The sequence below is a fragment of the Gemmatimonadota bacterium genome, assembly GCA_026387915.1.
Classification (GTDB): Bacteria; Gemmatimonadota; Gemmatimonadetes; order Gemmatimonadales; family Gemmatimonadaceae; genus Fen-1231.
Genome location: JAPLKS010000022.1, coordinates 78,412 through 104,784, shown reverse-complemented (window position 1 = coordinate 104,784; position 26,373 = coordinate 78,412). Strand labels below are relative to the sequence as shown.

The 26,373-nt window shown below is 62.7% G+C and carries 18 protein-coding genes; 3 read left to right on the top strand and 15 right to left on the bottom strand.

Translation table 11 applies throughout. The annotated features are described in order from the left end of the window. Positions 1-58 precede the first annotated feature (58 nt). The 3 genes from ggt to NTZ43_14400 all read right to left on the bottom strand — a co-directional run bounded on the left by ggt (position 59) and on the right by NTZ43_14400 (position 3,487). Complete coding sequence (gene ggt / locus NTZ43_14410) at positions 59-1,750, bottom strand: gamma-glutamyltransferase (GenBank protein ID MCX5768408.1); 1,692 nt, start codon at positions 1,748-1,750, stop codon at positions 59-61. Positions 1,751-1,846: 96 nt separating this feature from the next. After that, positions 1,847-3,091 (bottom strand): aminoacetone oxidase family FAD-binding enzyme, encoded by a 1,245-nt coding sequence (locus NTZ43_14405; protein ID MCX5768407.1) that lies wholly within the window; start codon positions 3,089-3,091, stop codon positions 1,847-1,849. 123 nt (positions 3,092-3,214) lie between these two features. Further along, a complete protein-coding gene (locus NTZ43_14400; GenBank protein MCX5768406.1) occupies positions 3,215-3,487 on the bottom strand; it encodes a DUF2164 domain-containing protein in 273 nt (90 codons plus the stop codon). A 65-nt stretch (positions 3,488-3,552) separates the two neighbouring features. On the opposite strand from NTZ43_14400, the gene NTZ43_14395 reads away from it, so the two are divergent. Continuing rightward, positions 3,553-4,128: a rhomboid family intramembrane serine protease gene (locus tag NTZ43_14395; protein ID MCX5768405.1), complete on the top strand. Its 576-nt coding sequence runs from the start codon at positions 3,553-3,555 to the stop codon at positions 4,126-4,128. Between the two features lie 5 nt (positions 4,129-4,133). On the opposite strand, the gene NTZ43_14390 is transcribed toward NTZ43_14395, so the two are convergent. Further along, complete coding sequence (locus NTZ43_14390) at positions 4,134-5,981, bottom strand: amidase (GenBank protein MCX5768404.1); 1,848 nt, start codon at positions 5,979-5,981, stop codon at positions 4,134-4,136. A gap of 84 nt (positions 5,982-6,065) precedes the next feature. Beyond that, entirely contained in the window at positions 6,066-9,260 is a 3,195-nt protein-coding gene (locus NTZ43_14385; GenBank protein ID MCX5768403.1) for a hypothetical protein, read from the bottom strand. A gap of 167 nt (positions 9,261-9,427) precedes the next feature. Here NTZ43_14385 and NTZ43_14380 point away from each other — a divergent pair, with 167 nt between their 5' ends. Next, complete coding sequence (locus NTZ43_14380) at positions 9,428-9,721, top strand: hypothetical protein (protein ID MCX5768402.1); 294 nt, start codon at positions 9,428-9,430, stop codon at positions 9,719-9,721. Positions 9,722-9,724: 3 nt separating this feature from the next. Here NTZ43_14380 and NTZ43_14375 read toward each other — a convergent pair whose 3' ends face one another. Beyond that, positions 9,725-10,657, bottom strand: a complete 933-nt coding sequence (locus NTZ43_14375) for an alpha/beta hydrolase (protein MCX5768401.1) — start codon at positions 10,655-10,657, stop codon at positions 9,725-9,727. Between the two features lie 389 nt (positions 10,658-11,046). On the opposite strand from NTZ43_14375, the gene NTZ43_14370 reads away from it, so the two are divergent. Next, positions 11,047-12,822: a CocE/NonD family hydrolase gene (locus tag NTZ43_14370; GenBank protein MCX5768400.1), complete on the top strand. Its 1,776-nt coding sequence runs from the start codon at positions 11,047-11,049 to the stop codon at positions 12,820-12,822. 80 nt (positions 12,823-12,902) lie between these two features. Here the strand turns inward: NTZ43_14370 and NTZ43_14365 are convergent, their stop codons facing one another. The 9 genes from NTZ43_14365 to NTZ43_14325 all read right to left on the bottom strand — a co-directional run bounded on the left by NTZ43_14365 (position 12,903) and on the right by NTZ43_14325 (position 26,342). Then, complete coding sequence (locus NTZ43_14365; GenBank protein ID MCX5768399.1) at positions 12,903-13,700, bottom strand: nucleotide-binding protein; 798 nt, start codon at positions 13,698-13,700, stop codon at positions 12,903-12,905. A 115-nt stretch (positions 13,701-13,815) separates the two neighbouring features. Further along, positions 13,816-14,556 carry a peptidylprolyl isomerase gene (locus tag NTZ43_14360; GenBank protein ID MCX5768398.1) on the bottom strand — a complete coding sequence of 247 codons (741 nt, stop codon included), beginning with the start codon at positions 14,554-14,556 and terminating at the stop codon, positions 13,816-13,818. A gap of 79 nt (positions 14,557-14,635) precedes the next feature. Beyond that, on the bottom strand, positions 14,636-15,175 hold the full coding sequence (locus NTZ43_14355; protein ID MCX5768397.1) for a pyridoxamine 5'-phosphate oxidase family protein: 540 nt from the start codon (positions 15,173-15,175) through the stop codon (positions 14,636-14,638). Between the two features lie 174 nt (positions 15,176-15,349). Further along, on the bottom strand, positions 15,350-16,126 hold the full coding sequence (locus tag NTZ43_14350; protein ID MCX5768396.1) for a DUF4397 domain-containing protein: 777 nt from the start codon (positions 16,124-16,126) through the stop codon (positions 15,350-15,352). A 7-nt stretch (positions 16,127-16,133) separates the two neighbouring features. Continuing rightward, complete coding sequence (locus tag NTZ43_14345) at positions 16,134-17,747, bottom strand: RagB/SusD family nutrient uptake outer membrane protein (protein ID MCX5768395.1); 1,614 nt, start codon at positions 17,745-17,747, stop codon at positions 16,134-16,136. A gap of 2 nt (positions 17,748-17,749) precedes the next feature. Continuing rightward, positions 17,750-20,839 carry a SusC/RagA family TonB-linked outer membrane protein gene (locus NTZ43_14340; protein MCX5768394.1) on the bottom strand — a complete coding sequence of 1,030 codons (3,090 nt, stop codon included), beginning with the start codon at positions 20,837-20,839 and terminating at the stop codon, positions 17,750-17,752. Between the two features lie 430 nt (positions 20,840-21,269). Then, positions 21,270-23,621, bottom strand: coding sequence for a DPP IV N-terminal domain-containing protein (locus tag NTZ43_14335; GenBank protein MCX5768393.1), 2,352 nt, complete (start codon positions 23,619-23,621; stop codon positions 21,270-21,272). Between the two features lie 4 nt (positions 23,622-23,625). Further along, a complete protein-coding gene (locus NTZ43_14330; protein MCX5768392.1) occupies positions 23,626-25,887 on the bottom strand; it encodes a molybdopterin-dependent oxidoreductase in 2,262 nt (753 codons plus the stop codon). Between the two features lie 2 nt (positions 25,888-25,889). Then, a complete protein-coding gene (locus NTZ43_14325; protein ID MCX5768391.1) occupies positions 25,890-26,342 on the bottom strand; it encodes a (2Fe-2S)-binding protein in 453 nt (150 codons plus the stop codon). Positions 26,343-26,373: the final 31 nt, after the last annotated feature.

Sequence of the window (26,373 nt, the reverse complement as noted above, 5' to 3'; positions counted from 1 at the left end):
AGGTGATGGTCTCGAAAAGGAGAAGTGCTGTAGTGCTCACGCACCGCGGAGGACGTTGTTAATGCTTTTTGATGCTGGCGCCGAGGAGCTCCTGCACGGCGGCGCCATCCTTTCGTGGATCGGACGCGCCGGAGTTCATGCGCGTTGTATAGTTGCGCATGACCACCTGACCGGAGCCCATCCGAGTGGACGAATAGTCGCCACGCATCACAATCACATGACCGAGCGCCGCGAGGGCGTTGCGCGTTGATTCGGCCACGCGTGATTCGAAGTTGACATCGCAGCCAGCGAACGTCTCCTTGGAAAAGCGTGGGACGTCGAGCGCGGCCTGCACGTTCATGCCAAAGTCTACGACATTCGATACAAACTGCGCGTGGGCCTGCGCCTGATTCCATCCGCCCATGATGCCAAAGGCCACACGCACGTCATCTTTTTCCATGAATGCTGGGATGATCGTGTGCAGCGGACGCTTACGCCCCGCGAGCACGTTCGGGCTATTCTTGTCGAGCGTGAAGCCGCCGCCGCGATTGTGGAGCACAAATCCCGCACCGCCCACAGCAATGCCAGAGCCAAAGCCCACGGTTGAGTAATTGCTCTGGATCAGTGAAATCATGTTGCCGTCGCGATCCACGACGCTCAGATACGTCGTCCCGTTGTCCGTGCCCTGCGGCGTACCAGCCGGCACATTGCAGGTCGCATGCGCCGCATCAATCAACTTGGCGCGTTCAGCGGCGTACGCCTTGGAGCGCATGGCGGCGACTGGAATTTTTGCAAAACGCGGATCGGCGTCGTAGCGCTGCATGTCGGCATACGCGAGCTTCTTGGCTTCAATCATCAGGTGCAGGGCCTTCACCGAATTGTGTCCCGCCTCGGCGAGCGGAAACTGTTCCATGATATTGAGCATCTCGAGTGCGGCAATGCCTTGTCCGTTGGGCGGCAGTTCGTAGACCGTCCACCCATGGTAGGTCGTGGAGATGGGATCCACCCATTCGCCGTCGAACTCCGCGAGATCGGCCGCGGTCATGGTGCCGCCATGGCTCTCGAAGGTAGCCAGCATCTTTTTGGAGATGGCGCCTTTGTAAAACGCGGCCGCTCCGCCGCGTGCGATTTCTTTGTACGTCCAGGCGAGATCCGGATTCCGAAAGAGCTCACCGGCGACCGGCACGTGACCCGCGGGGAGGTAGGTCTGCGCCGTCGGCGCGTCGGCGCGAAGGTCTTTCTCGCTGTCCTTCCAATACACGCTGACGACTTCACCCACGGGGAATCCCGCTTCGGCATAGCGAATAGCCGGTGCGAGCACCTGCGCAAATGACTGGCGCCCAAATCGACTGAGCAGTTTGGCCCAGCCGTTCACGGCGCCCGGCACCGTGGCGGCATGAATGCCGCGCTGCGGCATGGTGGTGAGACCCTTGGCGAGCAAGTAGTCGGCGGTGAGCGCTTTTGGCGCCCAGCCCGAGGCGTTGAGTCCGTACAGTTTTCCTGTTTTTGCCTCGTAGTAGATAGCGAAGAGATCACCGCCGATGCCGTCGTTCATTGGGGCGACGAGCCCCATCATGGCATTGGTCGCGATCGCCGCATCCACCGCGTTGCCACCGCGCTCAAGAATTGACGCGCCCACTTGGGAGGCGAGCACACTTTCGCTCGCGACAATGCCGTGCGTGGAGGTGATGGTCGAGCGCGACTGCGAACGGTCTTGCGCGTGCGCCACAGTAGCAAGGCAAAGCGCGACGGCAATAAACGGCTGACGCATCGGGCAAACTCCGAACTGAGGAAAATTCAAATTGAAATAGCAGGTATCATGGCCAAGCACTCCGCCGCGCCGTCGATGCGGCGCTGCGAATGCCACTCAGCGCTGGGCAGCCGCGCCGGAGCCAGCCGCGCGTCCCGTCGCCCACGCCCAGAGAAAATTGTAGCCTCCAATCGGCCCGAACGCATCCAGTAACTCACCGCAGAGGTACAGTCCAGGGTGCCGACGACTTTCCATTGTGCGCGGATCGATTTCCGCGAGACTCACCCCGCCGCCTGTGACTTCAGCTTTTTGATAGCCCTCGTCGCCGCTCCACGGCAGCACGCCACGCACGAGCGCCTCGATCAACCGGAGCCGTTCGTCACGCCGGAGCTCAGCGAGTGTGCGCATGGGCTCTACAATGGCGATCCCCATCAATACCATAGCGAGCCGGTCGGGAAGTTCCTCGCGTAGCGTGGCCAGCACGGTACGCGCTCCCTGCGGTCCCTGCGGCTTGAGGACGGCCTCCCACTGGGCGTCGTCGAGCGCGGTCCACTTCACCAGGAGTCGCCCAGGCGCTACGCCCGCGTCACCGCGGCGCGTAAAGACGTGCGAAATGTCGAGCACCGACGGCCCACTGTACCCGCGATGCGTAAAGAGAAAACCTCCGGTCGCCGTCGCCGTGCGCGCACCGGAGCGCGCGGTGAGCGTGACGGTCAGCGACACGCCGGACAAACTGGCGAACGCACCCGACCGGTCGAGCAACGGCGTGAGTGCGGGATATGTCTCGTGCATCGTGTGCCCGAGCGCTCGCGTAATGTCGAGCCCAGCGCCGTCGCTTCCCGTGTTGGGGACTGACAGGCCGCCACAGGAAAGAATCACGGCGTCGGCGGTCATCGATTCGCCGTCGTGCAGATCAATGCGCCAACGCTGATCGACCGGCACGACATCGCGCACCTGCGTTTCCATGCGCAACGCAACGCCGTTCCGCACCGCGAGCGCCATCAAGCCATCGCGCACATCGCGCGCGCGATGCGACGCGGGGAATGTCTTGCGCGACTCGGGCTCGTCCACGAGCGGAATGCCGACGTCGTTCTCAAAGAACGTGCGCTGTTCCGCCAGCGGCCACGAACGGACGATGCGCCGCAACGTATTCACCGACGAGTCGGTCACGAACCGTGTCTCGTCGAGTTGCATGGGCAGCACGTTACAGCGACCGCCACCGCTCACGAGAATCTTGCGGCCGCCGTCCTTGGTGCGTTCCAGCAGGACGGTCTCAGCGCCCCCCGCCGCGGCGAAGATCGCGGCCATGGTGCCAGCCGCGCCGGCACCGATGACAACGAGTCGGCGACGCGGTGTGGTCATGGCTGGTGTAGGAACGGCGGTTTGCTCGCGGTGTGGGATGAATGGAAGATCGGGCAGGGCAGCAACCATGGCAACTGGTGCTGGCCATGGTTGCGGGTTCCATAAACGGCGCGCGCCATCAGCCTATCGTTTCGGCCCCGGCTTCCAGTACGGAAACTCCGCGTGCTCCGCGACTGCCCCGAGGTCGGCAATTCGCTCCTCCATGAACCCGCGCGCATCGGCAATCGCCTGATTGTAGATCGACGGGCCGATTTCCGAGAGCACAAAGTCGAGGACGATCCCCGCTTTGAGATCGCCAATCTCGACCTCGAGATCGTTGAGAAAATACCGGCGAATGGACGCCGTGGCCCGTTTGCGGGCGTCGTCGGAGATGGTGATCGGTGGCTTGCCGCGCATAGCTGGGGCGGGTGAGGGTGAGGCGACGGTGCGTTCTTGGCACCGTCGCACTACGTTCCTACTCCATGGCAATTACTCGCACGCTCAAACTTCACGCCACCCTCTTGGGCGCGCTCCTCGCGGCAATGTGGCTCAGTTTTGGCGTGGACTCGCTGCTCGGCGGCGCCCTCGATGGCTACGGCATCCACCCGCGCACGACCGACGGGCTCACCGGCATTCTCTACGCCCCGTTTCTTCACGGTAGCCTAGAGCACATCACCTCAAACAGCGTCCCCTTTCTCGTGCTCGGCTGGTTGGTGATGCTGCGCGATGTGCGGCACTTCGTTGGCGTCACCGCTGTTGCGGCGCTCACGAGCGGACTCGTGGCGTGGGCCTTTGCCGCACCGAACAGCGTGACCATCGGCGCAAGCGGCGTGATTTTTGGCTATCTAGGTTTTCTGGTGCTCGGCGGCGTCTTTGCGCGGTCCTTCTGGCCGATTGTCCTGAGCATTGGAGTCACCGCGCTCTGGGGCGGACTCGTGTTTGGCGTGTTGCCGAGCCAGCCCGGCATCAGCTGGCAAGCGCACCTTGGCGGGTTCCTTGGCGGTGCGCTGATGGCCAAGTGGGCCGCGCCGCGACGTGTGGTGACGTCGCGGCGCTGACCACCTTAGGCGAGTTCTGGACGCTTGAGGTGCAACTTGTTGTGTTCCTGCACCTGATGCGCCACGGACAAAATCAGATCGTCGTTGAACAAGTTGCCGACAATCACGCCGCAAATCGGCTGCGGCTTGAGTTCTGGGGCCGGCGGTGCCGCCGCGCCACCACGACCGCCGCCGAACGCCTGCGGCACGTCGAACTTATAGGGCAACACCGCGCACGGATGTCCGGTCTGTGCGTTGGCCGCCACGTCTCCATTTGGATTGCCGACGAACATGTCGAGATCCTTCATGAACGTGCCCCACTGCGACACGAGCATGTAGCGCCGACGCTGGCTCTGAATAAAGTCGAACGCACGTACCGTGCGCCCCGCCACGAAACGCGGGTTCCAATCTGCTGGCGCCATCGGATTCGCCGCGGCGGCTGCCGCGGCAATGCGAGCTGCCGCTGTATCAACGCCAGCTCCTCGGCCACCACCAAATGCCGCACCACCGCGTCCCGGTTCCGGTAGCGCATTGAGATCGAGCCCAATCTCCTTGGCCTTGCGCTGCACGTACTCATCGAACGCCGCAGCGTATTCAACATTCAAGCCGCCGGATCCAGCACCCGCAATAGCGGGGCGCGCACCGATTTCCGTTGGCACAATCCCGATGGCCTTGAGCTGCTCCACAAATTCCTTGGGAGCATTGGCGTCCACGCCCACGCGGAGTGACGACAGCTTTAGCGCGCGGTTGTAGTGGAATGGCGTCGTCACCGTCGAGGGATCTTTTTCATCTACACCGTGCACGGCGTTGAACACCATCGCGCAGTCTTCGATCGTCCGGCAGATAGGCCCCACGCGATCCTGGCTCCACGCTAGCACCATACCACCGCTCCGGCTCACGCGACCGAAGGTCGGGCGCAGAGCGCTCACACCGCAACGAATCGCCGGTGACACGATCGATCCCTGCGTCTCCGTGCCAATCGCGAAGGCCACACAACCCGACGCCGATGCCGAAGCCGGGCCTGCGGACGAACCGCTCGAGCCCTGCACAAGATTCCACGGATTATTGGTGCGACCGCGGAACCACTGATCGTTCTGCGCAAAGAGGCCCGTCGCCAGCTTCGCAATCAGCACCGCACCCGCCTCGCGTAGGCGCACCACGATTTCGGCGTCTTCGTCGATGATGCGGTTTTCAAAATCCTTCGCGCCCCACGTGGTGGGCACGCCCTTCGTATTGAAGAGATCCTTCACGCCGTAGGGGAGCCCATGCAACGGGCCGCGATACTTACCGGCCGCCAGCTCGGCGTCTGCCTTTGCGGCTTCGGCGCGCGCGGACGTTTCCATAATCGTCACGGCGCAGAGCAGCGTGGCATTCAGTCGCTTGAGCCGGTTCAAATAGATGTCGGTGAGTTGCACCGACGTGATCTTCCTGGCTTTGATCAGCGCCGAGAGGCGATGCGCGGGGAGATACGCAATGTCGTCGGGGTTGGTGGGCACGGCGCCTTTCCACGGTTCCACCGTAAACACCGCACGATCGAATGCCGCGCGGCCGCGTTCGCGCGCGAGCTTTTCCATCATCGCGCCCGTGCCGCCTGGGTAAGGCTGGAACTGCAAGGCCGGCGCTTCGCCGTTGCCCAGTGGTGGCGGCGCGGCCGCTTGCGCTTGCTGACCACGTCCCGCGGCACCGCCCGCCGCCGCTGCTCCGCCGCCACCCTGTGCGCGCGCGGCTTCGGTGCCAAAAGTGGTGGCCGCCGCTGCGACGAGCGACATGAACACAAAACGCCGACGGTCCATCCCGCCGAATGCCTCGTCGTCATAGTCCGCCGAGTGGAGGTCCTGTTCCATCAAGTCAAGCAGTTCTTCGGGATTGGTCACGGCTGTCCTCGTGGGGAAGTGGGGCGTCGGTCGTGGAAATCTCGCCTCTGGGCGTGCCGTGCGCACGCCCAGAGGCGAGGGTCGTCAGCGTTCGTTCATCCACACGTCTTCGAGCACCTTCACCGGCTTGATGATCGTCTTGCCGTTGACGGTGAGCGAGACGTTGTACATCCCCGCTTCGAGTGCGCCACCACCACCACCAAAGCCGCCACCTCCACCACCGGCTCCGCGTCCAGCGCCGCCGCCCGAGCAGCTGTTGTTCGGCGGACCAGCGTTGCCGCGACCACCACCACCGCCGCCACCACCAGCCGCGCCCGCGCCACGGCCAGCGGCGTTGAGCAGCGGAGAAATCAACGCCCACTGCACGCGGTTGATGCCCGCGCTCTTGGGGCCATCGCTCGTGCAGAGCGTGCGGCCCGCGGCGTCGGTCACCGAGATTTTCACATCGCCCGTCGCCGCGGACTTCAGCCAATAGCTAATGGACGTGCCGCGCGGCGCGTTGTCGCCGACAAACAACTGCTGGCCGCCCGAGTGCTGCTGCAGCTGACGATCGTTGAGGTAATTGATCGCCGGACGCACGTCGAACAAGAACGCATCCGATTCCTTGACCGCGGCCGTCAGCTGCTGGAGCGGCGTGATGTCGTCGGCAATGAAGATGCTGCGGCCGTGCGTGGCAATAATCAGGTCGTTATCGCGCGGGTGCACGAGAATGTCATCCGTGCGCACCGTGGGATAGTTATTCATGAACTTTTCCCAGTGTGCGCCGGCGTCGAGCGAGGCATACAGCCCATACTCCATGCCCACGTACAGCAGGTCGCGATTCTTCGGGTCTTCGCGCACCACCTGCACATTGCCGGAGGCGGGGAGTCCGTTGGTGATCGCCGTGAACGTCTTTCCGAAGTCCTTGGTGACGTACACGTACGGCTTGAGATCGTCGCTGCGGTGCCCGTCAACCGCGATGTAGGCGGTGCCGGCATCAAAGTGCGACGCGTCGACGCGCGAGAAAAAGTAGTCGTGATTTGCCGGCAGTCCAGCAATGTTCTTGCCGACTTCGGTGAAGGTCACGCCACCATCGCGGCTCACCTGGAGCAGCCCGTCATCCGTGCCGGCCCACACGATGCCCGGAATCACAGGCGATTCGCTCACCGAGACGATCGTGCTGTACGACACCACGCCGTCGTTCTTCGAGAGCTGTTGCTGCGTGCCCGCCGCACCCATCAGCGCAATTTTGCAGCGATCGATCTGCTTGGTGAGGTCGGCGCTGGCCACCCAATGGTCGCCGCGATCGACGGACTTGAACAGACGATTGCCGCCGAGCCAGACGATGCTGCCGCTGTGCGGCGAGAGCAGGAACGGTGTGTTCCAGTTGAAGCGGTAGCTGTCACCCGGCTGCGAGTTAACCACGTTCCCCGCGCCACCGGCGCGACCACCACCACCGCCACCACCGCCACCAACGCGGCCATCCACACAGGCGGCCGGAGCCGCTGCTGCAACCGGAGCCGCCGCCGCGGCGCCCGCAGCTGCTGCACCTGCGCCTCGACCACCACGCCCGGCACCACCAGCACCACGGCCACCCGCCGCTGCGGCACCGGCGACTGCGGCCATCGGCGCCGGACGAATGCTCTTCTGCTGCCCCGTCGACAGATCAAAGCGCGTCGTGTTGCCGTCCTGCGATTCGGCGTACACGATGTGGTGATCGTTCGGATCGGCTTGCGTCCAGAAGCCGTCGCCACCGGCGAGCGGATACCAGTCGGAGTTCATAATGCCGACGCTGCCGCGCTTGCTGCTCGGCCCGCCCCACGCGTTGTTGTCCTGCAAGCCGAACTGCACGTGATACGGATGCCGCATGTCGGCGCTCACCGCATAGGCGAGGCCGGCGGCCATCGTATTCACGAACTGCCAGTTGCGTCCCTGATCGTAGCTGATGTCGAGTCCGCCATCGTTGCCGATCATGACGTGATTCGAGTTCTTGGGATTAATCCAAATCGCGTGCTGGTCCACGTGGCCTGCCGTGCCCGTGCCGCCTGCCGCGTCGAGGACGGTAAAGGTCTTGCCGCCGTCGAGTGACTTGGCCACGGGCAGTCCCGCGACATAGATCGTGTTTTCGTTCTGCGGATCGATGCGCAGCTGACTGAAGTACATCGGTCGCGCGTTGCAGTTGGTCACGAGGTGCCAGCTACGACCTGCGTTGTCGGAGCGGAAGATGCCGCCCTTGGCCGCATCAAGCGCTGGTGGCTTCGTGGTATCGGCTTCTCCGCCTCGGCCACCGAGCCCAGCCGGCGCACCATTGTTGCACCAGTCGAATCCGCCGCGCCCGCCACCACCGCCACCACCCGCGGCGGCACCAGCCGCGCCAGCGGCAACGGCCGCCGGTACGACCGCCGGCGCGTCACCGGTGCTCCCCGCTTCGATCTGCGCATACCAGACGCTCGAGTTCGACTTCGCGATGTCCACGGCAATGCGGCCATACGTGCCAGTCGGCAGCCCCTTGTCCGTGATCTTCGTCCAGGAGCGTCCCGCGTTCTCGCTACGCCAAAGCGCACTGCCGGCCCCGCCACCGTTGAAGCAGCAGCCGCTCCGGCGACGCTGATAGCTGGCGGCGACGAGCACGCTTGAGTTGCTCGGGCTCATCTGAATATCAGTGAAGCCGGTATTTTCGTCGATGTACTGGATCTTATTCCACGTCTTGCCGCCGTCGGTCGACTTGTAGATGCCGCGTTCAGCGTTGGGGCCAAAGAGATGGCCCGGTGAGGCGACGTACACGACCTCAGGATTGCGCGGGTCAATCACAATGCGCGCGATTGTCTGTGTTTCTTTGAGGCCGATGTTCTGCCACGTCTTGCCACCGTCGGTGGTCTTGTAGATGCCGTCACCGAATGACGAGGTCTGCCGGTTGTTTGGTTCACCGGTGCCGACGTAGACAACATTCGGGTCGCGCGGATGCACGGCAATGTCGCCAATCGACGCCACGCTCTGCTCTTCGAACACCGGCGCCCACGTGGTGCCGTTGTTCTCCGACTTGAAGACGCCGCCCACGGCGTAGCCAAGGTAGATGATGTTCGGGTTGCTCTCCGACACGGCGATGTCGTCGATGCGGCCGCCCATGACGGCCGGTCCGATGGAGCGGAACTTGAAGTTCTGCAGCACGGGGTTCGCCGAGCGATTGATCTGCACGGAGTCGCGGGCGGCACCGCGCCCTTGAGCGGATGCGGCGGCGGGGAAGAGGGCGGCGGCCAACAGTAGGGCAGCCGCTGGGAGACGGCGAAGAGCGGGGCTCATCCTGGCGTCCTGGTACGGGTGGAGAGTACGGGTCAATGAGAATCTACGGTGCTGGGAGAGGGGACGTTGACGTCCGGCAGGTGGTGGACACGGGACCCAAAAAAGGTTACATCCGGTGGTAATGGGAGCGCCCCAGCCTGCCATCTGCCGTCTACCGGAGAAATCGCATGCTCGATGCGTTTGTCGCGTGGCTTGATCGGGTCGGACCGCTCGTCTTTTGGACGTGCACGATCGCCCTCATTGCCGTCGACACGACGGCCGCGGCCGCGGTCATGACCACCAAGAGTCGCGCGCTCGTGAATCGCTGGACGGGTGCGGTCCTCGCCGCCAACCTCAGCCTGATCGGCGTGGGGGTGGGGGTGCCGACGGCGCTCTACGTGACGAAGGTAGCGGTGCAAACATTCGCGCCGACGTCAGCGCCACTCGCGACCGAGAAAGGAACCGCGCTTCGCGAGCGGTAGCGGTCAGCGCCGTGGCGCGACGGCGGATCGGAGCGCCTGCAACACGACGACGAATGCGGGATTCTGCGGATCGAGCATCGCGAAATGGCTCGTCGTGTCGGCCGTCGCGACGGTGACGAGATCCCCCGCGGCGGTAGCACGCCGTGCGTAGTTGGTCATCGTGCCCGTCGGCGAGCCGAGCGGCGCCACCCGCGCGTCGAGTCCGCCGCGAAGCATGGTCTGCGGCACGCCGAGCGGGAGCCACGACGAGGGTGACGCATCGCGCCAGCGCTCGACGTTCTCGTCCGGCTTACTCGATAGCAGCTGTTCGAGCACCGGGCCGCCGCAGATCGAGGTGATCGCCACGTTCGCGCCGGCGAGATCGCCGGGCCCGTCGAGCGCGACGACCGCCTTGATCGGAAGCGGGACACCGGCCGCGCGCACCGCACTCGTCGCCGGAAGCTTCGACTGCGCCGCGAGCCAGAGTGCGAGATGCGCGCCCGCCGAGTGACCGGTGGTGACGAGGCGCGTGAGGTCGAGGTGATAGCGCGGCACCAGTTCGCGCACCATCGCGGCGGCGGCCGCCACGTCGAGAAACGTTCCCGGCCAAGCACCGCCAACTTCGTCCGCTCGGCGGTATGAGATATTGAACGTCGCGATGCCCGCCTGCCGCACAGCTTCGGCCATCGGCCGCATGTAGCGCGCGTCGGCGAACTTGGTGACCCAGCAACCGCCGTGAATGATGATCGCAATCGGGTGCGGTCCCGGTCCCGCAGGCACCCGAAGTTCGGCCATCAGCTCGCGCCCGCCGACGCGTAGCGCGACGGTGGTGTCGGCGCGCGGCACCTCGCGCGCCTCGAGCAGGGCGGGGGTGACCGCCTGGGCATGCAGCGAAGCGGACGCGACGAACGCGAAGCCGGCCGAGGCGGCCGCGAGCAGACGGGCGGTTGAGATCATGGCGCAAGATAGGTCGTATCCCACGTACCGGCTACGCGCTGCTGGTGGCGCGCGACGGCTCTGAACGCTCTCGAGGAGTTTCCAACTTCATCGACGATAGCTGGCGCGTTACCGGCTTGTCTGGCAGGTTCATGTATCGTCTGCTCCGCCACGCCCGCGCGTGAATGAGTCCCATTCACCGCCAGTCGATGATCGCCACCGCTCCGGAGTCGCCCATGTTCTCCACGATCGCCCGCCGGATTCCCGCCACGGTGCTCGGCTTACTGCTCGCAGTGTCGGGCACGGTTGGGCTCCACGCGCAGGTCCCGACGCTTCCCGCCGAAACACCGGCCAAGCTCACGCCAACCTTCGCAGGCTTCGACCACGTCCGGCGCGATGTGATGATCCCGATGCGCGACGGCGTAAAGTTGCACACCGTGATTCTCGTGCCGAAGGGCGCCGCGCACACTCCCATTCTGCTCACGCGCACCCCGTACAACGCCACCGCACTCACCACCTATTCACCGAGCGCCCACCTCGGTACGGCCATCGACGGCTACGATAACGCTCTCGACGTGATCATTGGTGGCGGCTACATCCGCGTGGTGCAAGACGTGCGCGGCAAGTACGGCTCCGAAGGCGACTACGTGATGAACCGCCCGTTGCGTGGGCCGCTGAACCCCACGAACGTCGACCACGCCACCGATACCTACGACACCGTCGACTGGCTCGTGAAGAATATTCCGGAGTCCAACGGCAAGGTTGGCATTCTTGGTATTTCGTACGACGGCTTTCTGCCGCTGATGGCGCTCGTGAATCCGCACCCTGCGCTCAAGGTGAGCGTGCCAATGAATCCGATGGTGGATGGGTGGATGGGCGACGACTGGTTCCATAATGGCGCGTTCCGGCAGTACAACCTCGCGTACATGTATGAGCAGGTGGGCACGCGCGATAACTCCGAACGGTGGTGGACCACGAACTACGACGAATACGACGCCTTCATGCGCGCTGGTTCCGCCGGCGACATGGCGCGGCAGCGCGGCATGGAGCAGATCGGGTTCTGGCGCAAAGTACTCGCGCACCCCTCGTACGATGCGTTTTGGCAGGACCAGGCGATGGATAGAATCCTCGCGGCGCAACCGCTCAAGATTCCAGTGATGATTGTGCATAGCCTGTGGGACGCCGAAGACAGCTACGGTGCGATTGCGGTGTACAAGGCGCTCAAGCCCAAAGACACCAGCAACGACAAAGTCTTTCTCGTGATGGGTCCCTGGCATCACGGCGGCGAAATCGCCGACGGCAGTTCGTTGGGCGCCATTCGTTGGGAGAGCAATACGTCGCAAACGTTTCAGCGCGAGGTGTTGCGTCCGTTTCTCGACCATTATCTCAAGGACGATGCGCCGCCGGCCGACGTCGCACCGGTCACCGCGTTTGAGAGTGGGACCAATACGTGGCGCCGTTTGCAATCCTGGCCGTCAGGGTGCGCGAGTGGATGCCCGGTGCGCCCCACGCCACTGTATATGCAGGCTGGGTCGAGGTTGAATTTTGCCCCACCGACGGCAGCGGGATTTGACGAATACATTTCCGATCCCGCCAAGCCGGTGCCGTTCCGTGCGCGCCCCACGCGCTCCTCGGGTTATGACACGGCGAATCGATGGGCCGACTGGCTCGCCGATGATCAGCGTGAAATGTCAGGACGCACGGATGTGCTCACGTTTACGACCGATGTACTGATCGCACCGGTGAAGATCAGCGGCCAAGCGATGGCCAATCTCGTGGCGTCCACCAGCGGTACCGATGCGGATTGGGTCGTGAAACTCATCGATGTGTATCCGGACGAAGTACCCGTGCAGCCCGCGATGGGCGGATTCCAGTTCGCGGTGGCCATGGACATTTTCCGCGGGCGCTATCGCGAAAGTTTTGAGACACCCAAGGCGATTACCGCCAACACGCCGCTCGTGTATCGCTTTGCGCTGCCGACCACGAATCACGTGTTCCTCCCCGGCCATCGCATCATGGTACAGGTGCAGTCGGCGTGGTTCCCGCTCTATGATCGCAATCCGCAGACGTTTGTGCCGAACATCTTCAACGCCAAGCCCGAGGACTATCGCAAGGCCACGCAGCGCATCTATCATGCGCCGGGGCAGGCAAGCTTTGTGGAATTGCCGATCGTCAATCCGCGCTAAGTCACCACTGACGGTGGGAACGGAAAATGGGGTGGTGCCGCGTGAGCGGCACCACCCCATTTGCGTTGCGACGAGTGCGTTTACTTCTTCGTGATCTTCGCATCCTCAACGATGATCGCGTAGACGTAGCCCGCGCCAAAATCTTTATTCGTGCGCACGGTGCCGGTCACGGTGATCGTCTCGCCATTGGATGCCGCGCTGGCGGAGGTCACGGTGATGTCATTGGTCCCAAGCTTGGCATCGCCGCTGCCGTCCTGCAGGTGAATCCAATTCTTTCCCATCACGCCGATGTTGACCTTCACCACAATGCCGCGAATGGTGACGGACTTTCCTGCGAGGCTCGCCTTTTGGGCCCACGTTTCGCTCACCGTCCGAGCGTCTGCGCCGGAGGCCTTCGGAACCGAGCCAGCCGTGACTGCGGCGCTGGTCTGCCCAGCGGTCGCGTGCGGGTTTTCACCAGCGGCACCAGCGGCACCAGCGGGAGCAGGGGCGCCAGCGGGAGCAGGGGCGCCAGCAGCGGCGGGGGCTCCACCAGCCGGAGCGATCGTGCCGAAGTAGACCTCGTCAAAGGTGCGCTTGAGTGACTTGGATTCGAACTTCGACATCAGCATCGGGTTCGAGACCGTCACGGTCGCGCCTTTTTCGATCTTCATTTCGGGAACCGCAGCCCAGGCGTCGCCTTTGGCAGTCTTGATGCGCAGGTAGACGTATGGCGAGGCATTGAGCACCTCGAGGACGGGTCCCGAGAGATCATCACCGCCAGCCGCGGCTGCCGCGACGGGTGCCTGATCGAGCGGCACCTTAGCCGGCTCTGGTGTTTTAGAAACGCAGCCGATAACGACTGAGGAGAGGAGCAGAAGGGGGAGCGCGCGCCGCATCACAGAAACTCCGAAATGGACGAAAAGGGACCAGCGGGGAACTGTGTTAATGCTAATGGAGGCAGGGCTCGAATGGTGGGTTTACGGGCCTAGGCAGACCGGACGGTGGGACCGGTCAGTCTCCAGGGCGGGGCGGCGGCGGAACCGTCACCGTCACTCGCAAAATTCGGTCGAGCTTCGGGTACTCGCGGTCCATAAAGGCGTTGCCGCCCCTCTCAAGCGGCCCCTGTTTGCCCTGCCGGACGCCGCTCCCCGAGTTCTCGCCGTATCCGCCGTACAGACTGTCCAGCACGGCGAGCCCTTCGACGACCGTGCCCAGCACCGTGAATGGTTCGGCGTCGTTGCGGACGTTGTCGGCCAGATTCACAAAGAGCTGCGTATTGCGGGTGTTATCATGGCCGGGCCCCTCGTACGAAAAAGCAAAGGTGCCGCGGCGATTATTGGAGCGGGGTGCGTCATCATGCAGATAGCGTCCCTTCCAGGCGGCGTTGACGGCTGAGTCGCCGTGCAATCCCCACTGCGCGATGTAGCCGGTGCGCATGCGGTGCACCCGCGTGTCGTCGTAATACCCGAGCCGTGCGAGGTTGTAGAACCGGTCCGCACCGATCGGGCCCCAACTGCGCACCAGTTCAAGGACGAAAACGCCCTTAGTGGTTTCAAAACGCAGCCGCGACACGGGTGGTGCGGCTGCACGCCACGCGGCATTCGCGGGATCGAGTAACAGCGCGCGGCGCGTGGCGGTGGTGCCGACATCGGCCGCCACCGTGCCGACCGATGGGGCGATCGACACACACGCGTCCAACACGAGGAGCGTGGCGCCAATCAGCAACGGCAGAATAGAAGTGCGGCGAGACATGACGGTGGGGCAAGGAGTGGTCCGAATGGATACGCGCGGCGGACTTTCCGCACACGAAAGCATCGTCGTGCGTCGCGCACTACCGAGGGAGATCAATCGTCACCGGGCGCCACGTTTTGGGATCATTGTTAATCCCGCGTCGCACGCTGACCACCTCGAGCCGCGACGGACGGATGCGAATCAGCGCGTAATCGTCCCCGCGATTCTGGTTTTTGTACAGTGTCGCCCATTCGGTTTTCCAGTGCATCGCCTTCTGCGCCGCCGTCGTATCGAGCACTGCTGTGCCATACACGGTGACGTATTCGAACGCGGCGGCATTGAAGTACAGCAAGGTGACGCGCGCGTCCCGTTGAATGTCCTGCACTTTGCGCGTCAGCGGATTGGTGGCAATCCAGATAGTAAACGCTGAATCCGGCACAAAGGGGTCGACGATGCGCGCTTGCGGCTGGCCGTCGGGGCCGATGGTGACGAGTGAGGTGTAGTGCGCCTGTTCGAGAATTTCGCGAGCCGCAGCGATGATCTGCGGTCGCGATGGTGCCACGGGTGTGCTTTGCGCGATCAGCGGATGTTGATTGCCGATCACAACCAAGAGTGCGAGGAAATGCCTGAGCACTTTCATGATGACCCCGACCTGTTCGAATGAGATGACCCGAGTCCTCGTCTGGAAAGTACGATCTTCTTGTCGCGACGGTTAGGCGGCGCGGCCAACAAAAAAGCCCTCGGCAACTGCCGAGGGCTTTTTTGAACTGTGGTACCAGTGGTACCAGTGGTACCCAGCGACCTACCGAGCGAACTACCGGTTGGCCGTGTTGTCGAGGCGGGCTCTGTTCGTGAGCGTCGTCGACTGCACCGTGATGTCACCAAGCGCGGAGACCGTGTAGACCTTGCCGGCGACAAACGACACACCGATTCGGGCCGGGAACGCCGTCGTCTGATCCGCAAAGCGCGCGGTCAAGTCATAGACGCCGGACGGAATGGCCACGAACGCGCCAGCAGCCTTGTACGCCGTGGCGGCACCCACGGCACTTTCCGTGGTGGTCGTCTGATTCTTGGCGTACAGGACCATCGGATTGGCGTTCGACACGGCATTCACGAACCGCACATACGACTGCGTCCAGTCAATGGTCGCCGGGTAGTTGTCCGCGACAACAAACCCCTCGACGCTCTTCGCCGTGGCGTCGTAGAACCCGCTCATGTAGAACGAGTACGCGCTGCCTGCAGTGAGCGACGACGTGACCTTGGAGATCGCAAGATCCTTGTCGGTCGCGGCGGCGATATTGCCGGAAAACGTGTACGATCCCGGCGCGATCGCCGTGTAGTAGCCGGTGGACGAGACGCCACCGGCACCGTACACGACGCCGGTGGTGGATTCGACGCCCGATGTCGAGCTGATAGCCGTCATCTTCGTCGTGTTGGCATAAAAGTTCACGCCGGGCGCGTTCACGCCGAAGTTGAAGAAGCGAATCTTCGACTGGGCGGGCGGCGACGTGATGTCCTGAAACTGCTTGGTACCGCAGGCCGTCAACACCGCGGCACAGAGCAGCACTGCGAGGGAAGTATGCTTGTTCATGGCCGGGTTACGGTTGAGTGATCCAAATCGGCTTCGTGTGGTAGTCCAGCGCGAGTCCGCCAATGGCGGACAGCGAGGGGACGTTCCACACGTATTCGGAGTTGTATCGCGGACGGATGCGCTGCACGACCTTGCCACCGTTGTCAGGATGCAGATTCGTCGGCGGGGTGAAGCCTGGGAACACCTGCTTCCCGCTGGCTGGATCGATGTCGGTCCAGTGGTAGCGGCGCATATCCATAAAGATTTCGTTGTGTCCCCAACCCCACTGCGCGATGTACTTCTGGCTCATGATGTGCGTGAGCGTCAAGCCCGCAGCGGTTGCCGGCACAATGTTCGGGTCGGCGAGGAACGCAGCCTTTTCCGCCGCGGTGATCTGCGTCGGCGTCTGGCCGTTGTCGCTGTTGCGGGCGTTCACAAAGTCGAGGTGCGCCGAGATGGCGTTCTTGTAGGCGGTGAGCGCGGTGGCCTTGTCGCCACCACGGTACGCCGCCTCGGCCTTGATGAACTGCATCTGTGCATACGTCATCAGCGGCACCTTCGTCTTGTCGTCGAAGATGTAGCGACTGGGCGTGCCCGAGACACCGGTCGAGCCGGTGTAGCCGAAGAAATTCATCGGCTGCTGCGCCGTGGTCATAGCGCCAAACCCGATCACGTTCACGTCCACGCCGCGGTACTGACCGTCAGGCGACGGCGACAGCATGCGGCTCATACGCGGATCCACCGTGCCGCCAAACTGGGTGCCGTTCATCAAGCCGAGCACGAACAGCGTCTGACGGTAGCTGTTGAAATTGCCGCGCGAGACGCCGAGGAAATTTCGGTCCGCGAAGGCCGGATCGACGTTGGTATAGAACATCAACGGCTCGTCGGCGTTGCTGGCAAATGACTTGTCGACGTAGGCAATGATGTCGGCCGGCTTGTAGGACGACTTGTTCGAGTAGTGGTTGAGGTTGAGCGCCATCATGGCGTTCGCGAGCTTCAGCCACTTCGTGCGGTCGCCGTTGTAGATCTTGTCGGTACGCGCGAGATACGTCGCGTCCACGGCGCCGTCGGTCTTCGAGAGGTTGGTGATGGCTAGCCCGAGGAGCCGCTGAACTTCCGTGTACGCATACTCTTGCGTGTCGTAGTCGAACGAGAAGCGCGACGGATCGATCGCCTGCTTCACGATGATCTCGCCGTGCATGTCGGTGAGCACCTGCCAGCCCCACGCCTTCATGATCTGGCCGACGCCGAGCAAGTCCCAGCGCTGTTCTGCTTCGGCCTTCGACATCATGTCCACGAGGTTCTGCCCGAGCGACCAGTACACGTCACGCCACTGTTCGGCGCCGTTGTCGCTGCCCGGGTCATAGCCCATGCGGTCCCAGGTGCTCAGGGCCGTCTGGCCGTTTGCGAGCATCCACTCCTGCGTCAGGCGGCCGATGAAGCGGCCGTCATACTGCGGCGCCGTAAACATCCAGTGGATCATCGCGGGCAGATACAGATTTGCGGTGACCGTCTGGGGCGCATTGGGATTCGTGTTCACATCGAGGAACTGGCGGCAGCTCGGGGTGAAGGCCAGCATCCCCGCGAGCAGCGCAACGCGCACGACCTTCATGGGCGCTTTGGATTTCATGATCTGTTTCATGGTTAGAAGCCCACCTTGAGGCCAAAGCTCACACCGCGCGGGATCGGGAAGTTTCCGAAGTCGATGCCCGTGCCACCCGATCCACCGACGGCGGCGGTATTGCCGTTCACGATCGGGTCGAGTCCGGTGTAGTTGGTGAGAAGGAACAGGTCCGTCCCCGTGATGAAGACGCTGGCGTTCCGCGTGTGCATCCAGTTATCCGGGATGTTGTAGCGCAACGTGATGTCGCGGAGGCGCAGCCAGTTGATGTTCTTCTCGATGAAGAGCTCTTCGCTCATGTTCGTGTAGTAGCCCGTCTGCACCGCCGGAACCACAACGATGTTGTTGATCGTCGGGGTGGCCGTGTTTTCCTTGCCGTCGCGGACAACACCCGGGATGACGCGGGGCTTCTCACGGTCGGTCGTGCTCGTGGCGAGACCACGAACCGTGAGATAATGCTCCGTGGCGTTGAAGATGTCACCGCCCTTCCGGATGTCGAGCAGGAAGTCGAGCGTGAAGCGCTTGTACTTGAAGGTGTTCGAGAGACCGATCGTGTAATCGGGTTGGCGATCATAGCCGCCCGCGATGAACACGCTCGACCGCAGCGGGAGTCCCGAGGTCGGGTCAATGAGCAGTTCGCCCTTGTGCCCGTTGGTGCTCGAGGTGTCGCGGAGGTAGAAGAAGCCCGTGAGCGACATCGTCGAGAGCCCAGGCATCGTGCCGTTGCGCACATTGCCGTAGAGCCAGGTGTCCGACACATACGATTCGGGAAGCGCGTGCGGAAGCGAGACGACCTTGCCGCGAGCCATCGTGAAGTTGGCCTGCACATCCCACGTGAAGTCGCGCTTGATGATCGGCGTACCGCGTAGCGTGATCTCGATGCCGTGGTTCTCGGTGGAGGCGCCGTTCAGGTTGAACAGAATGAACCCGGTGCCGTACGAGCCGCGGATGTCGTTCACGATCTGGTCCTGCGTCTGCTTCTTGTAGTACGTCACATCGAGACCAAGGCGGTCGTCGAAGAAGCTGAGTTCCGTTCCGAACTCGTATGACTTCGCGAACTCCGGCTTGAGATCGATGTTCGGGCCGTAGAACGTGGAGCCGTAGCCGCCACCCGATGTCGTCTTGTACTCGAGCGACGGCGCGAACGCGTACGGACGGGCATCGCGGCCCACCTCGGCGAAGCCCGCACGCACCTTGCCGGTCACGTACTTGGCAACGGACGGGAAGGCGTCGGAGAAGATGAAGCTGGACGACACCGACGGATAGAAGAACGAGTTGTGCGCCAGCGGAATCGTCGACGTCCAGTCATTACGGCCCGTGACGTTCAGGTACAGGTACTTCCGGAAATCGAGCGACGCGCTGCCGAATGCGCTCACGAGGCGGCGCTGGCTGATCGTCGTACGGCTCGAGCGCGAGCTCGTGTTGTTGATCGACACGAAGTTCGGGTCCAAGAAGTTCAACCCTTCGATGCCGTCGATTTCGGACTTGGCATCCTGCATGGACTGGCCAACAAAACCGCTAATCGAAAGATCTTTCGTCAATGCGCGCGGATGGACGTTGAACAACGTCTGAATGTTGATGTTGCGCGTGACGTCGGTATTCAGGTCGAGCACACCGTTGTACGTAAAGCCGAGCACACTTTCCGGGTTGCGGATAATGGTGCTCGCGTTGGTGTAGCCGTCATACCCGATGTTGGTCTTCAAGTCCGCCCACGAGAGCGGCGTTAGCACGAAGCCCAAGTTGAGCAACATGCGGTTGTTGATCGAGTTATTGTTGTTCTTGTTGACGTTGAAGTACGGGTTGTCGATTTCACCCGTCTGCGTGAGGGCCGTGATGCGGCGGCGGCCACCAGCTGGGGTGAGGTAGCTCGATGCCTGGTCCGTCGCGGGCCAGAGGAGCAGCCCTAGGAGCGGGCCAGCGTCACCTTTGTACGGCTGGTTGTTATTCACGTTCGCAAACGCAAATGACAAGTCTGTCTTGAGCCAGCGGTTGACCTGCGCCGCCGACGCGCCCGTGATATTGAAACGCGTATAGTCCGCGTTCGGGATCACACCGAGCTGCTTGTCAATCGACACGCCAACACGATAGTTGACCTTATCGTCCGGCGCCGCGCCACTGAACGCCAAGTTGTGGCGCTGGCTGACCGCCGTACGGAAGAAGCCATCGATGTTGTCATAGAACGTCGTGTTCGCAGCGTACGGCGCGCCAAAGTACTGGAACGAGCCGAGCGTGCTGCCGTTGATCGACGTCGGGCCGTACTGATGTTGCACGGCCGGCCGAGCGTTCGTGCTTTCGACGCGGAAGTTGTTGCTGTACTCAAACCCGCCGGTGCCTGCCTTGCCGCGCTTCGTCGTGATGACAATGGCGCCGTTGGCCGCGTCGATGCCGTAAAGAGCCGAGGCTTCCGGTCCCTTCAGGATGACCATCGTTTCGATGTCTTCGGGATTGATGTCGCCCGCGCGGTTCGTGAAGTCGATGCCGCGGTTGTTGAAGGCGGTCAGCGAACCCGGCGCGTCGGACGCGAGGGAGTTCGTGTTCGTCGTCTTGTTGTCGAGCGGGAGGCCGTCAACAATCATCAGCGGCTGGTTGCTGCTGCTGATGGAGCTGATGCCACGGATGGTGATGGACGACGACGCGCCCGGAACGCCGGAGCTGCTCGTGACGTCCACGCCGGCCACGCGGCCCTGAATGGCGTTGATGAAGTTTTCGCGCTGAGTCTGCGCAATCGCCGCCCCTTCGACCTGCTGCTGCGAGGTGCCGAGCGACCGTTGCTGTGCCGTCTGGCCCAGCGCGGTGACGACCATCGCGTCGAGCTTCGCGGTCGCGCGCATCAACTGCACGTTGATCACGCTCTCGGCGCCGATCGTGCGCTCCACCATCTGCATACCGATCAGGCGGAACTGCAACAGCTGACCGACCGTTGCACGCACCGAGTAGCCACCGTCGGTGTTACTCACCGCACCAGTGGTGGTGCCTTTGATGACCACTTGGACACCACCGAGCGGGAATCCCTGCTCGTTGGTGATTTTGCCGGTAATGGCTTTTTGCTGCGCGAACGCTTGCGCAGCAAAAAGGAATGTTCCCATTAGCAGCAGGAGAACTCGTTTCTTCATAAAGGGGGTACCGGGTTGGTGTACCGTGAGTCCTGTAACAACACAAACACAACGCTATTTCACAACCTTATATATAGAAGCATTCCTGCGGCAGTCCAGTTCGAATGTTCGCTCGCGATTTCTTTGGGTGTGATGGGTGCTGAGGGTGTGGTCGACTGGTATACCAAGCAATGCAGAAATGATGACATTGGTCACTGACCAGTGTCATCGTAAATCATTACATGGCAACATCTTACCATAGCTTCCGCCGGAGAAGAATAAGGCGACCCCCTTGTCAGGAGCCGCCTTCTTCCAACTTCAGTTAAAACGTCAAATGCAGCGTCCCTTTATTGGGACAGGCCACTTTTTCTGCTTCGCCGCCTATGTTCGCCGTCGAGTCGGACCCTCAACCCCGCGCGAGCAATACTAGAGCGCGCCACTTCAATCCGTATTACGGCAGCGTTCCCGTCCCCACGATCGCCGGCGGAAGCTCAGGCGCGGTGGTAATGAGGTAGTCGCGCGGGGGCGTGGCGCCGATCAAGTGCTCCACGAAGTAATCCCAGCGCCGCCGGCGGAAATACATGTTGTACACCATGCCGTGCGATCCATTGGGCACCACCATCATATCAAAAGATTTATTGGCCTTGGTCAGCGCGTTCATCACCTGCAGGGTGAGCGCGGGCGCCACGTTGTCGTCCATGTCGCCATACACGAGCATCAACTTGCCCTTGAGGTTCTTGGCAATCGACGGATTGGCCTGCGCCGCATAGTTGTCGCCCTGCGGCATCCCCTGGTAGGTCTCGCCCCAGAGCGAGAGGTAGCCGCGCTGGTCATGATTGCCGGCGGACGAAACCGCCACCTTGTACAGGTCGGGATACAGAAACATCGCGCGCGCGGAGGCGAAGCCGCCGCCGGAATGGCCATAGATCCCAACGCGATCGAGGTCTACATACGCTCGGCTTTTTGCAATCTCACGTAGCGCCGCAACGTGATCCTCAAGTCCACCGCCGTTTTCGAGGTGGCCGTACGAATAATTATGGAAGGCTTTCGAGCGGAACGGCGTCCCGCGGCCATCCACCCGAAAGCCGATCATGCCGAGTTCGACCAACGCGTTGATATCCCCACCGGCAACGAAGGCCTTGGGGACTTCGATTGTTTGCGGCCCGGGGTAAATCTCTTCAATCACCGGGTATCGTTTGGTCGAATCAAAATCGGCGGGCTTGTAGAGGAGGCCGAACAGATCGGTCACCCCGTCCGCGGCTTTTGTTGAAAACCGTTCGGGCCAGCGCCAGCCGGTGGCCAGGAGGCGCGACACATCCGCGCGCTCGAGTGGCAACACGCTCTTGCCGTCGAGCGATCGCACCACCGTGACCGGTGCGACATCCGCGCGACTGTACCGATCAATCACCCAGTCGCCTTTGGCCCCGAGCGTGATTTCGTGGTGGGCATCTTCCGGCGACAGGAGCGTGAGCCCGCGCCCATCAAAACCGACGACGTACAAATGGGTGAGGTACGGATCTCGGCCGGCTTCGCGCCCGGTGCCGAGGAACCAGATGCGTCGCGTCGCGTCATCCACCCGAACAATACGCCGCACGACCCACGGCCCCGACGTGATTTGCGATTTGACGCGGCCGGTCGCGGCGTCGAGCAAGTACAGATGCTGCCAGCCATCTCGCTCCGAAGGCCAGATGATCTCGCGGCCATCGTGTGTCACGTGTATTTCAGGACGTGTGCCAAGTTCGAGCGTTGCTTCCACAAGCGTGGGGCCGCGCTCTTCGGCCACCGTGCGCGTGGTGCCAGAAGCCACGTCTATCGCCTTGAGCCACCAGGCTTTGCCGCCGCGTTCATGCTCGATGTAGTACAGCTGCGTACCGGCCGAATCGCTCCACCACGCTTCCTGAAACGTGAGCGACGAACCATACGGTGTCGGCATTGGGTGCGCATCGGTGCTGATGCGCTGTCCTGACGCGGCGTCGAAGAGCTGCCAGGTGCCCTGCGCGACGGAGTCACCAGGGAAGGGAAAGGCGAACGTCCAGAGTTTTGCCCGGACGCCGCTGTCGGGCGACGACTGCAGCAGGTACGACAGTGGCACTCGGCGCTGATCAATGCGCTGCGCGACGATGCGCTTGGAATCGGATGACCAACTGGCGACCGGTACCACAGGCATGCCAGCCCGTTGCATGGTGATAAAAGTGGTGTTGGCTTCGGGATCGCGCGCATAGCCATAGCGTGCGGTGCCGTCGGTGGTGAGCGCTTTGCTTTCGTCAGTCGCGGTATTGCGGAGCCAGAGATTATGCTCTTTCAACGACAGCGCCCAACGGCCGTCCGGCGAACGCAGTTCAGATGGATCAATCTTGGGGGGCGTGACACTCGCGCACTCGTACGCCGCGCTGATGTTGCAGCGCCAACTCTTTCCTCGCAGCATCACCTGCACGCGCGTCAGTGCGCCCTCTTCCTGCCACTCCAATGTTTGAAAAGGCAATGAGTCGGCCACCAGCGTCGTGTCGGCCGCGCGACCGAGTGCGACTGATAGCTGTGCGTGATCAAAGGCCACACGGCGAATCTTCCGTGCGGGATCCACATACATAAACGCGGCGCCACGTGACGTGGTGACGCGATACCAAAAGCGATCGCTTCCCGCGATCCAGTTAGGCGCGATGCGATCACCGAGGACCATCGCATCGGCATTCTTGGAGAATCGCTGCTCCGCCTTGGCGTACGTTGCGGTGGTAACCGTTGGTCGCTGCGCCAGTGCGACGGACGCGACGGACGCGACGAGCGGAATCAGGAGGAGCGCCTTCATGGGTTCACCCGTTGTTCTTGGTCAGTTCTTTGCCGAGCGGAAGCGAGCGAATACGTTTGCCGGTCGCCGCGAAAATCGCATTGGCGAGCGCTGGTGCGACTGGCGGCACCCCCGGCTCACCGACACCGCCCGGCGCACCGCCACTCGGCGCCAGATGCACATGCGTTTCGCGCGGCGCGGCGCTCATGCGCAGCACCCGGTAATCGTTGAAGTTCGACTGCGCCACGCGCCCATTCTTGTACGAGAGTTCACTCGTGATGGCGTTGCTCAGCCCCATGACCACGGCGCCCTCGGCCTGCGAGCGAATGCGCTCGGGGTGCACCATGAAGCCGCAATCCATGGCGATGTCCACGCGTGGGATCACGATCTCACCCTTGGCGCTGACTTTCGCATGCACCACCACGGCCACGTACGAGAGGAAGCTGCGGTGCACGGCGAGGCCGAGCCCTTCGCCCTTGGGCAGTTGCTTGCCCCAGCCGGCCTTGGCGGTGGCTAGTTCGAGCACTTTGCGATACCGCGCAATGTCGAGCGGGTGCTCTTCCCAGGTGCCGCCGTAGTTGTCCACCGGATTCACGGCACCCACCTGCTTCATATCCACAATTCGGTCGGGGCCGAGTAGTTCGAGCAGAAAGTCACGCGGATCGCGCCCGGCGGCGTGGGCGAGTTCGTCGAGGAAGGACGAAATCGCAAAAGCGTGCGGAATGTTATTGACCGAGCGAAACCAGCCAATGCGCACATGCGGAATGGCTTTGCACGACTCGGCCTGATAGTTGGGGATCGCGTACGGAGAATCGAGGAGTCCGGCGGTGGCCTCGCCGTCACTCAGGTCGGTGACGCCAGGGGCGAAGGTGCTGTTGATCGACGGCGAGGCCACGCGGTGCAGCAATGCCGTGACCTTGCCCGACGCGTCGAGCGCCCCTTCAAAATGTTGGAACGCCACCGTATGCGGATAGCCGTTCTGGATGTCGTCTTCGCGCGTCCAGATGACTTTCACCGGCGCGTGCATTTCTTTGGAGAGCAGTGCCGCTTCCACCGCGTAATCGGGTTTGGATTTTCGTCCGAAGCCGCCGCCGAGCATGGTGACGTGACAGATGACTTTTTCTTTTGGAAGTTTGAGTGCGGTTGCCACCGAGTCGCGCACTTCTTGCGGATTCTGAGTGCAGACCCAGCATTCACATCCAGTAGCCGTGACCATCGCCACGGCGGCCGGCGGCTCCATGGGCGCTTGCGCCAGATGCGGCGCGTAATACTCGGCGGTCACCTTGCGTGTGGAGTTCGCGAGTGCGGCCGCTGCATCTCCTTGTCGACGAATGACGCGTCCGGGCGCGCGTGCGGATTTTTGCAGTTCGGCGCGGTACTTGTCGGAATCGTAGCCGTCGTTGGGGCTCGCCGTCCATGTGACTTTGAGCGCGCGCCGTCCCTGCAGCGCGGCCCATGTGCTCGTGGCCACAACGGCCACGCCGCCTAGCGGCTGAAAGCCGGACGGCACGGGCGTGGTGGCCAGCGTGATCACACGCTCCACCCCTTTCACCTTCAGTGCGGCCGATGCGTCGAGCGTGGCAACCTTGGAGCCGTACACCGGCGGACGCAACACGACGGCGATTTTCATTCCCTTCATCTTCGCGTCCTGCCCGAAGATGGCCTTGCCAGTGAGAATGTCGTGTAGGTCGAGCCCGGCGACTTCTTTGCCGATGAAACGGAACTGCGATTCGTCCTTGAGCTTGGGCTTGGTGGGCACCGGGAGTGTCCGTGCGCGCGCCACGAGTTTGCCAAAGGGGAGCGAGCGTTTGCTGCCGTCGTGTACCACCGCACCATTGCGTGCGGTGACCTCGGCCAACGGCACGCCCCACTCTGTAGCGGCTGCCTGTTCGAGCATCGCGCGCGCGGCAGCGCCGGCAAGCCGGAAGCGGTCGTACGAGCCCGCGCGAATGCTGGTGGAGCCGTCGGTGTTCTGATCGCCGTACTTTTTGTCGCCGATCGCCTGTTCAATGCGAATGGTGGTCCAGTCTGCTTCGAGTTCGTCAGCCATCACCATGCAGAGTGCGGTGCGCACCCCTTGGCCCATTTCAGAACGGTGGCAGACCACGGTGACGAGGCCATCCTCGCCGATGCTGAGATGTACCGACGGTTGCAGCGGATCAAGTGTGAAGAATGCAGTCATCGCCTCGAGGTGACGCACGCCGTTCACGCCCACGGCAAGCACAAGGCCGCCGGTCGCCAAGCGCTGGAGAAAAGCGCGGCGTTCCATACTGGTTGGCGTTGTCATGGCTAGCGCCCTCCCTTGGAGGCGGCGATGATCGCGGACTTGATACGATCATAGGTGCCGCAGCGGCAGATGACGAGCGACATGGCGCGGTCGATATCTGCGTCGGTGGGATGGGCTGTTTTGGCAAGTAACGCGGACGCGGCCATCATCTGACCGGATTGGCAGTAGCCGCATTGCGGCACGTTGGCCTCGGCCCACGCCGTCTGCACGGGGTGATCACCCTTAGCGCTGAGGCCTTCGATGGTCGTCACTTTTTTGTCGGCGAGGGCGCTCATCGGTGTCACGCACGACTGAATGGCTTCGCCGTCTACGTGCACCGTGCAGGAGCCGCACGCGGCAATCCCGCATCCGAACTTGGTGCCCGTGAGTGTCAGCTCATCACGCAGATACCAGAGGAGTGGCTGGGTGGGATCGCCATCGTACGTGCGAGCGGTGCCGTTGACGGTGAGACGCATGAGCGGTTCCGTGTGATGGGTGGGGCGGGAA

Excerpts from the sequence above, each read along its gene's own strand:
- ggt (MCX5768408.1), bottom strand. The coding sequence starts at position 1,750 with ATGCGTCAGCCGTTTATTGCCGTCGCGCTTTGCCTTGCTACTGTGGCG.
- NTZ43_14405 (MCX5768407.1), bottom strand. The coding sequence starts at position 3,091 with ATGACCACACCGCGTCGCCGACTCGTTGTCATCGGTGCCGGCGCGGCT.
- NTZ43_14400 (MCX5768406.1), bottom strand. The coding sequence starts at position 3,487 with ATGCGCGGCAAGCCACCGATCACCATCTCCGACGACGCCCGCAAACGG.
- NTZ43_14395 (MCX5768405.1), top strand. The coding sequence starts at position 3,553 with ATGGCAATTACTCGCACGCTCAAACTTCACGCCACCCTCTTGGGCGCG.
- NTZ43_14385 (MCX5768403.1), bottom strand. The coding sequence starts at position 9,260 with ATGAGCCCCGCTCTTCGCCGTCTCCCAGCGGCTGCCCTACTGTTGGCC.
- NTZ43_14380 (MCX5768402.1), top strand. The coding sequence starts at position 9,428 with ATGCTCGATGCGTTTGTCGCGTGGCTTGATCGGGTCGGACCGCTCGTC.
- NTZ43_14375 (MCX5768401.1), bottom strand. The coding sequence starts at position 10,657 with ATGATCTCAACCGCCCGTCTGCTCGCGGCCGCCTCGGCCGGCTTCGCG.
- NTZ43_14370 (MCX5768400.1), top strand. The coding sequence starts at position 11,047 with ATGCGCGACGGCGTAAAGTTGCACACCGTGATTCTCGTGCCGAAGGGC.
- NTZ43_14365 (MCX5768399.1), bottom strand. The coding sequence starts at position 13,700 with ATGCGGCGCGCGCTCCCCCTTCTGCTCCTCTCCTCAGTCGTTATCGGC.
- NTZ43_14360 (MCX5768398.1), bottom strand. The coding sequence starts at position 14,556 with ATGTCTCGCCGCACTTCTATTCTGCCGTTGCTGATTGGCGCCACGCTC.
- NTZ43_14355 (MCX5768397.1), bottom strand. The coding sequence starts at position 15,175 with ATGAAAGTGCTCAGGCATTTCCTCGCACTCTTGGTTGTGATCGGCAAT.
- NTZ43_14350 (MCX5768396.1), bottom strand. The coding sequence starts at position 16,126 with ATGAACAAGCATACTTCCCTCGCAGTGCTGCTCTGTGCCGCGGTGTTG.
- NTZ43_14345 (MCX5768395.1), bottom strand. The coding sequence starts at position 17,747 with ATGAAACAGATCATGAAATCCAAAGCGCCCATGAAGGTCGTGCGCGTT.
- NTZ43_14340 (MCX5768394.1), bottom strand. The coding sequence starts at position 20,839 with ATGAAGAAACGAGTTCTCCTGCTGCTAATGGGAACATTCCTTTTTGCT.
- NTZ43_14335 (MCX5768393.1), bottom strand. The coding sequence starts at position 23,621 with ATGAAGGCGCTCCTCCTGATTCCGCTCGTCGCGTCCGTCGCGTCCGTC.
- NTZ43_14330 (MCX5768392.1), bottom strand. The coding sequence starts at position 25,887 with ATGACAACGCCAACCAGTATGGAACGCCGCGCTTTTCTCCAGCGCTTG.
- NTZ43_14325 (MCX5768391.1), bottom strand. The coding sequence starts at position 26,342 with ATGCGTCTCACCGTCAACGGCACCGCTCGCACGTACGATGGCGATCCC.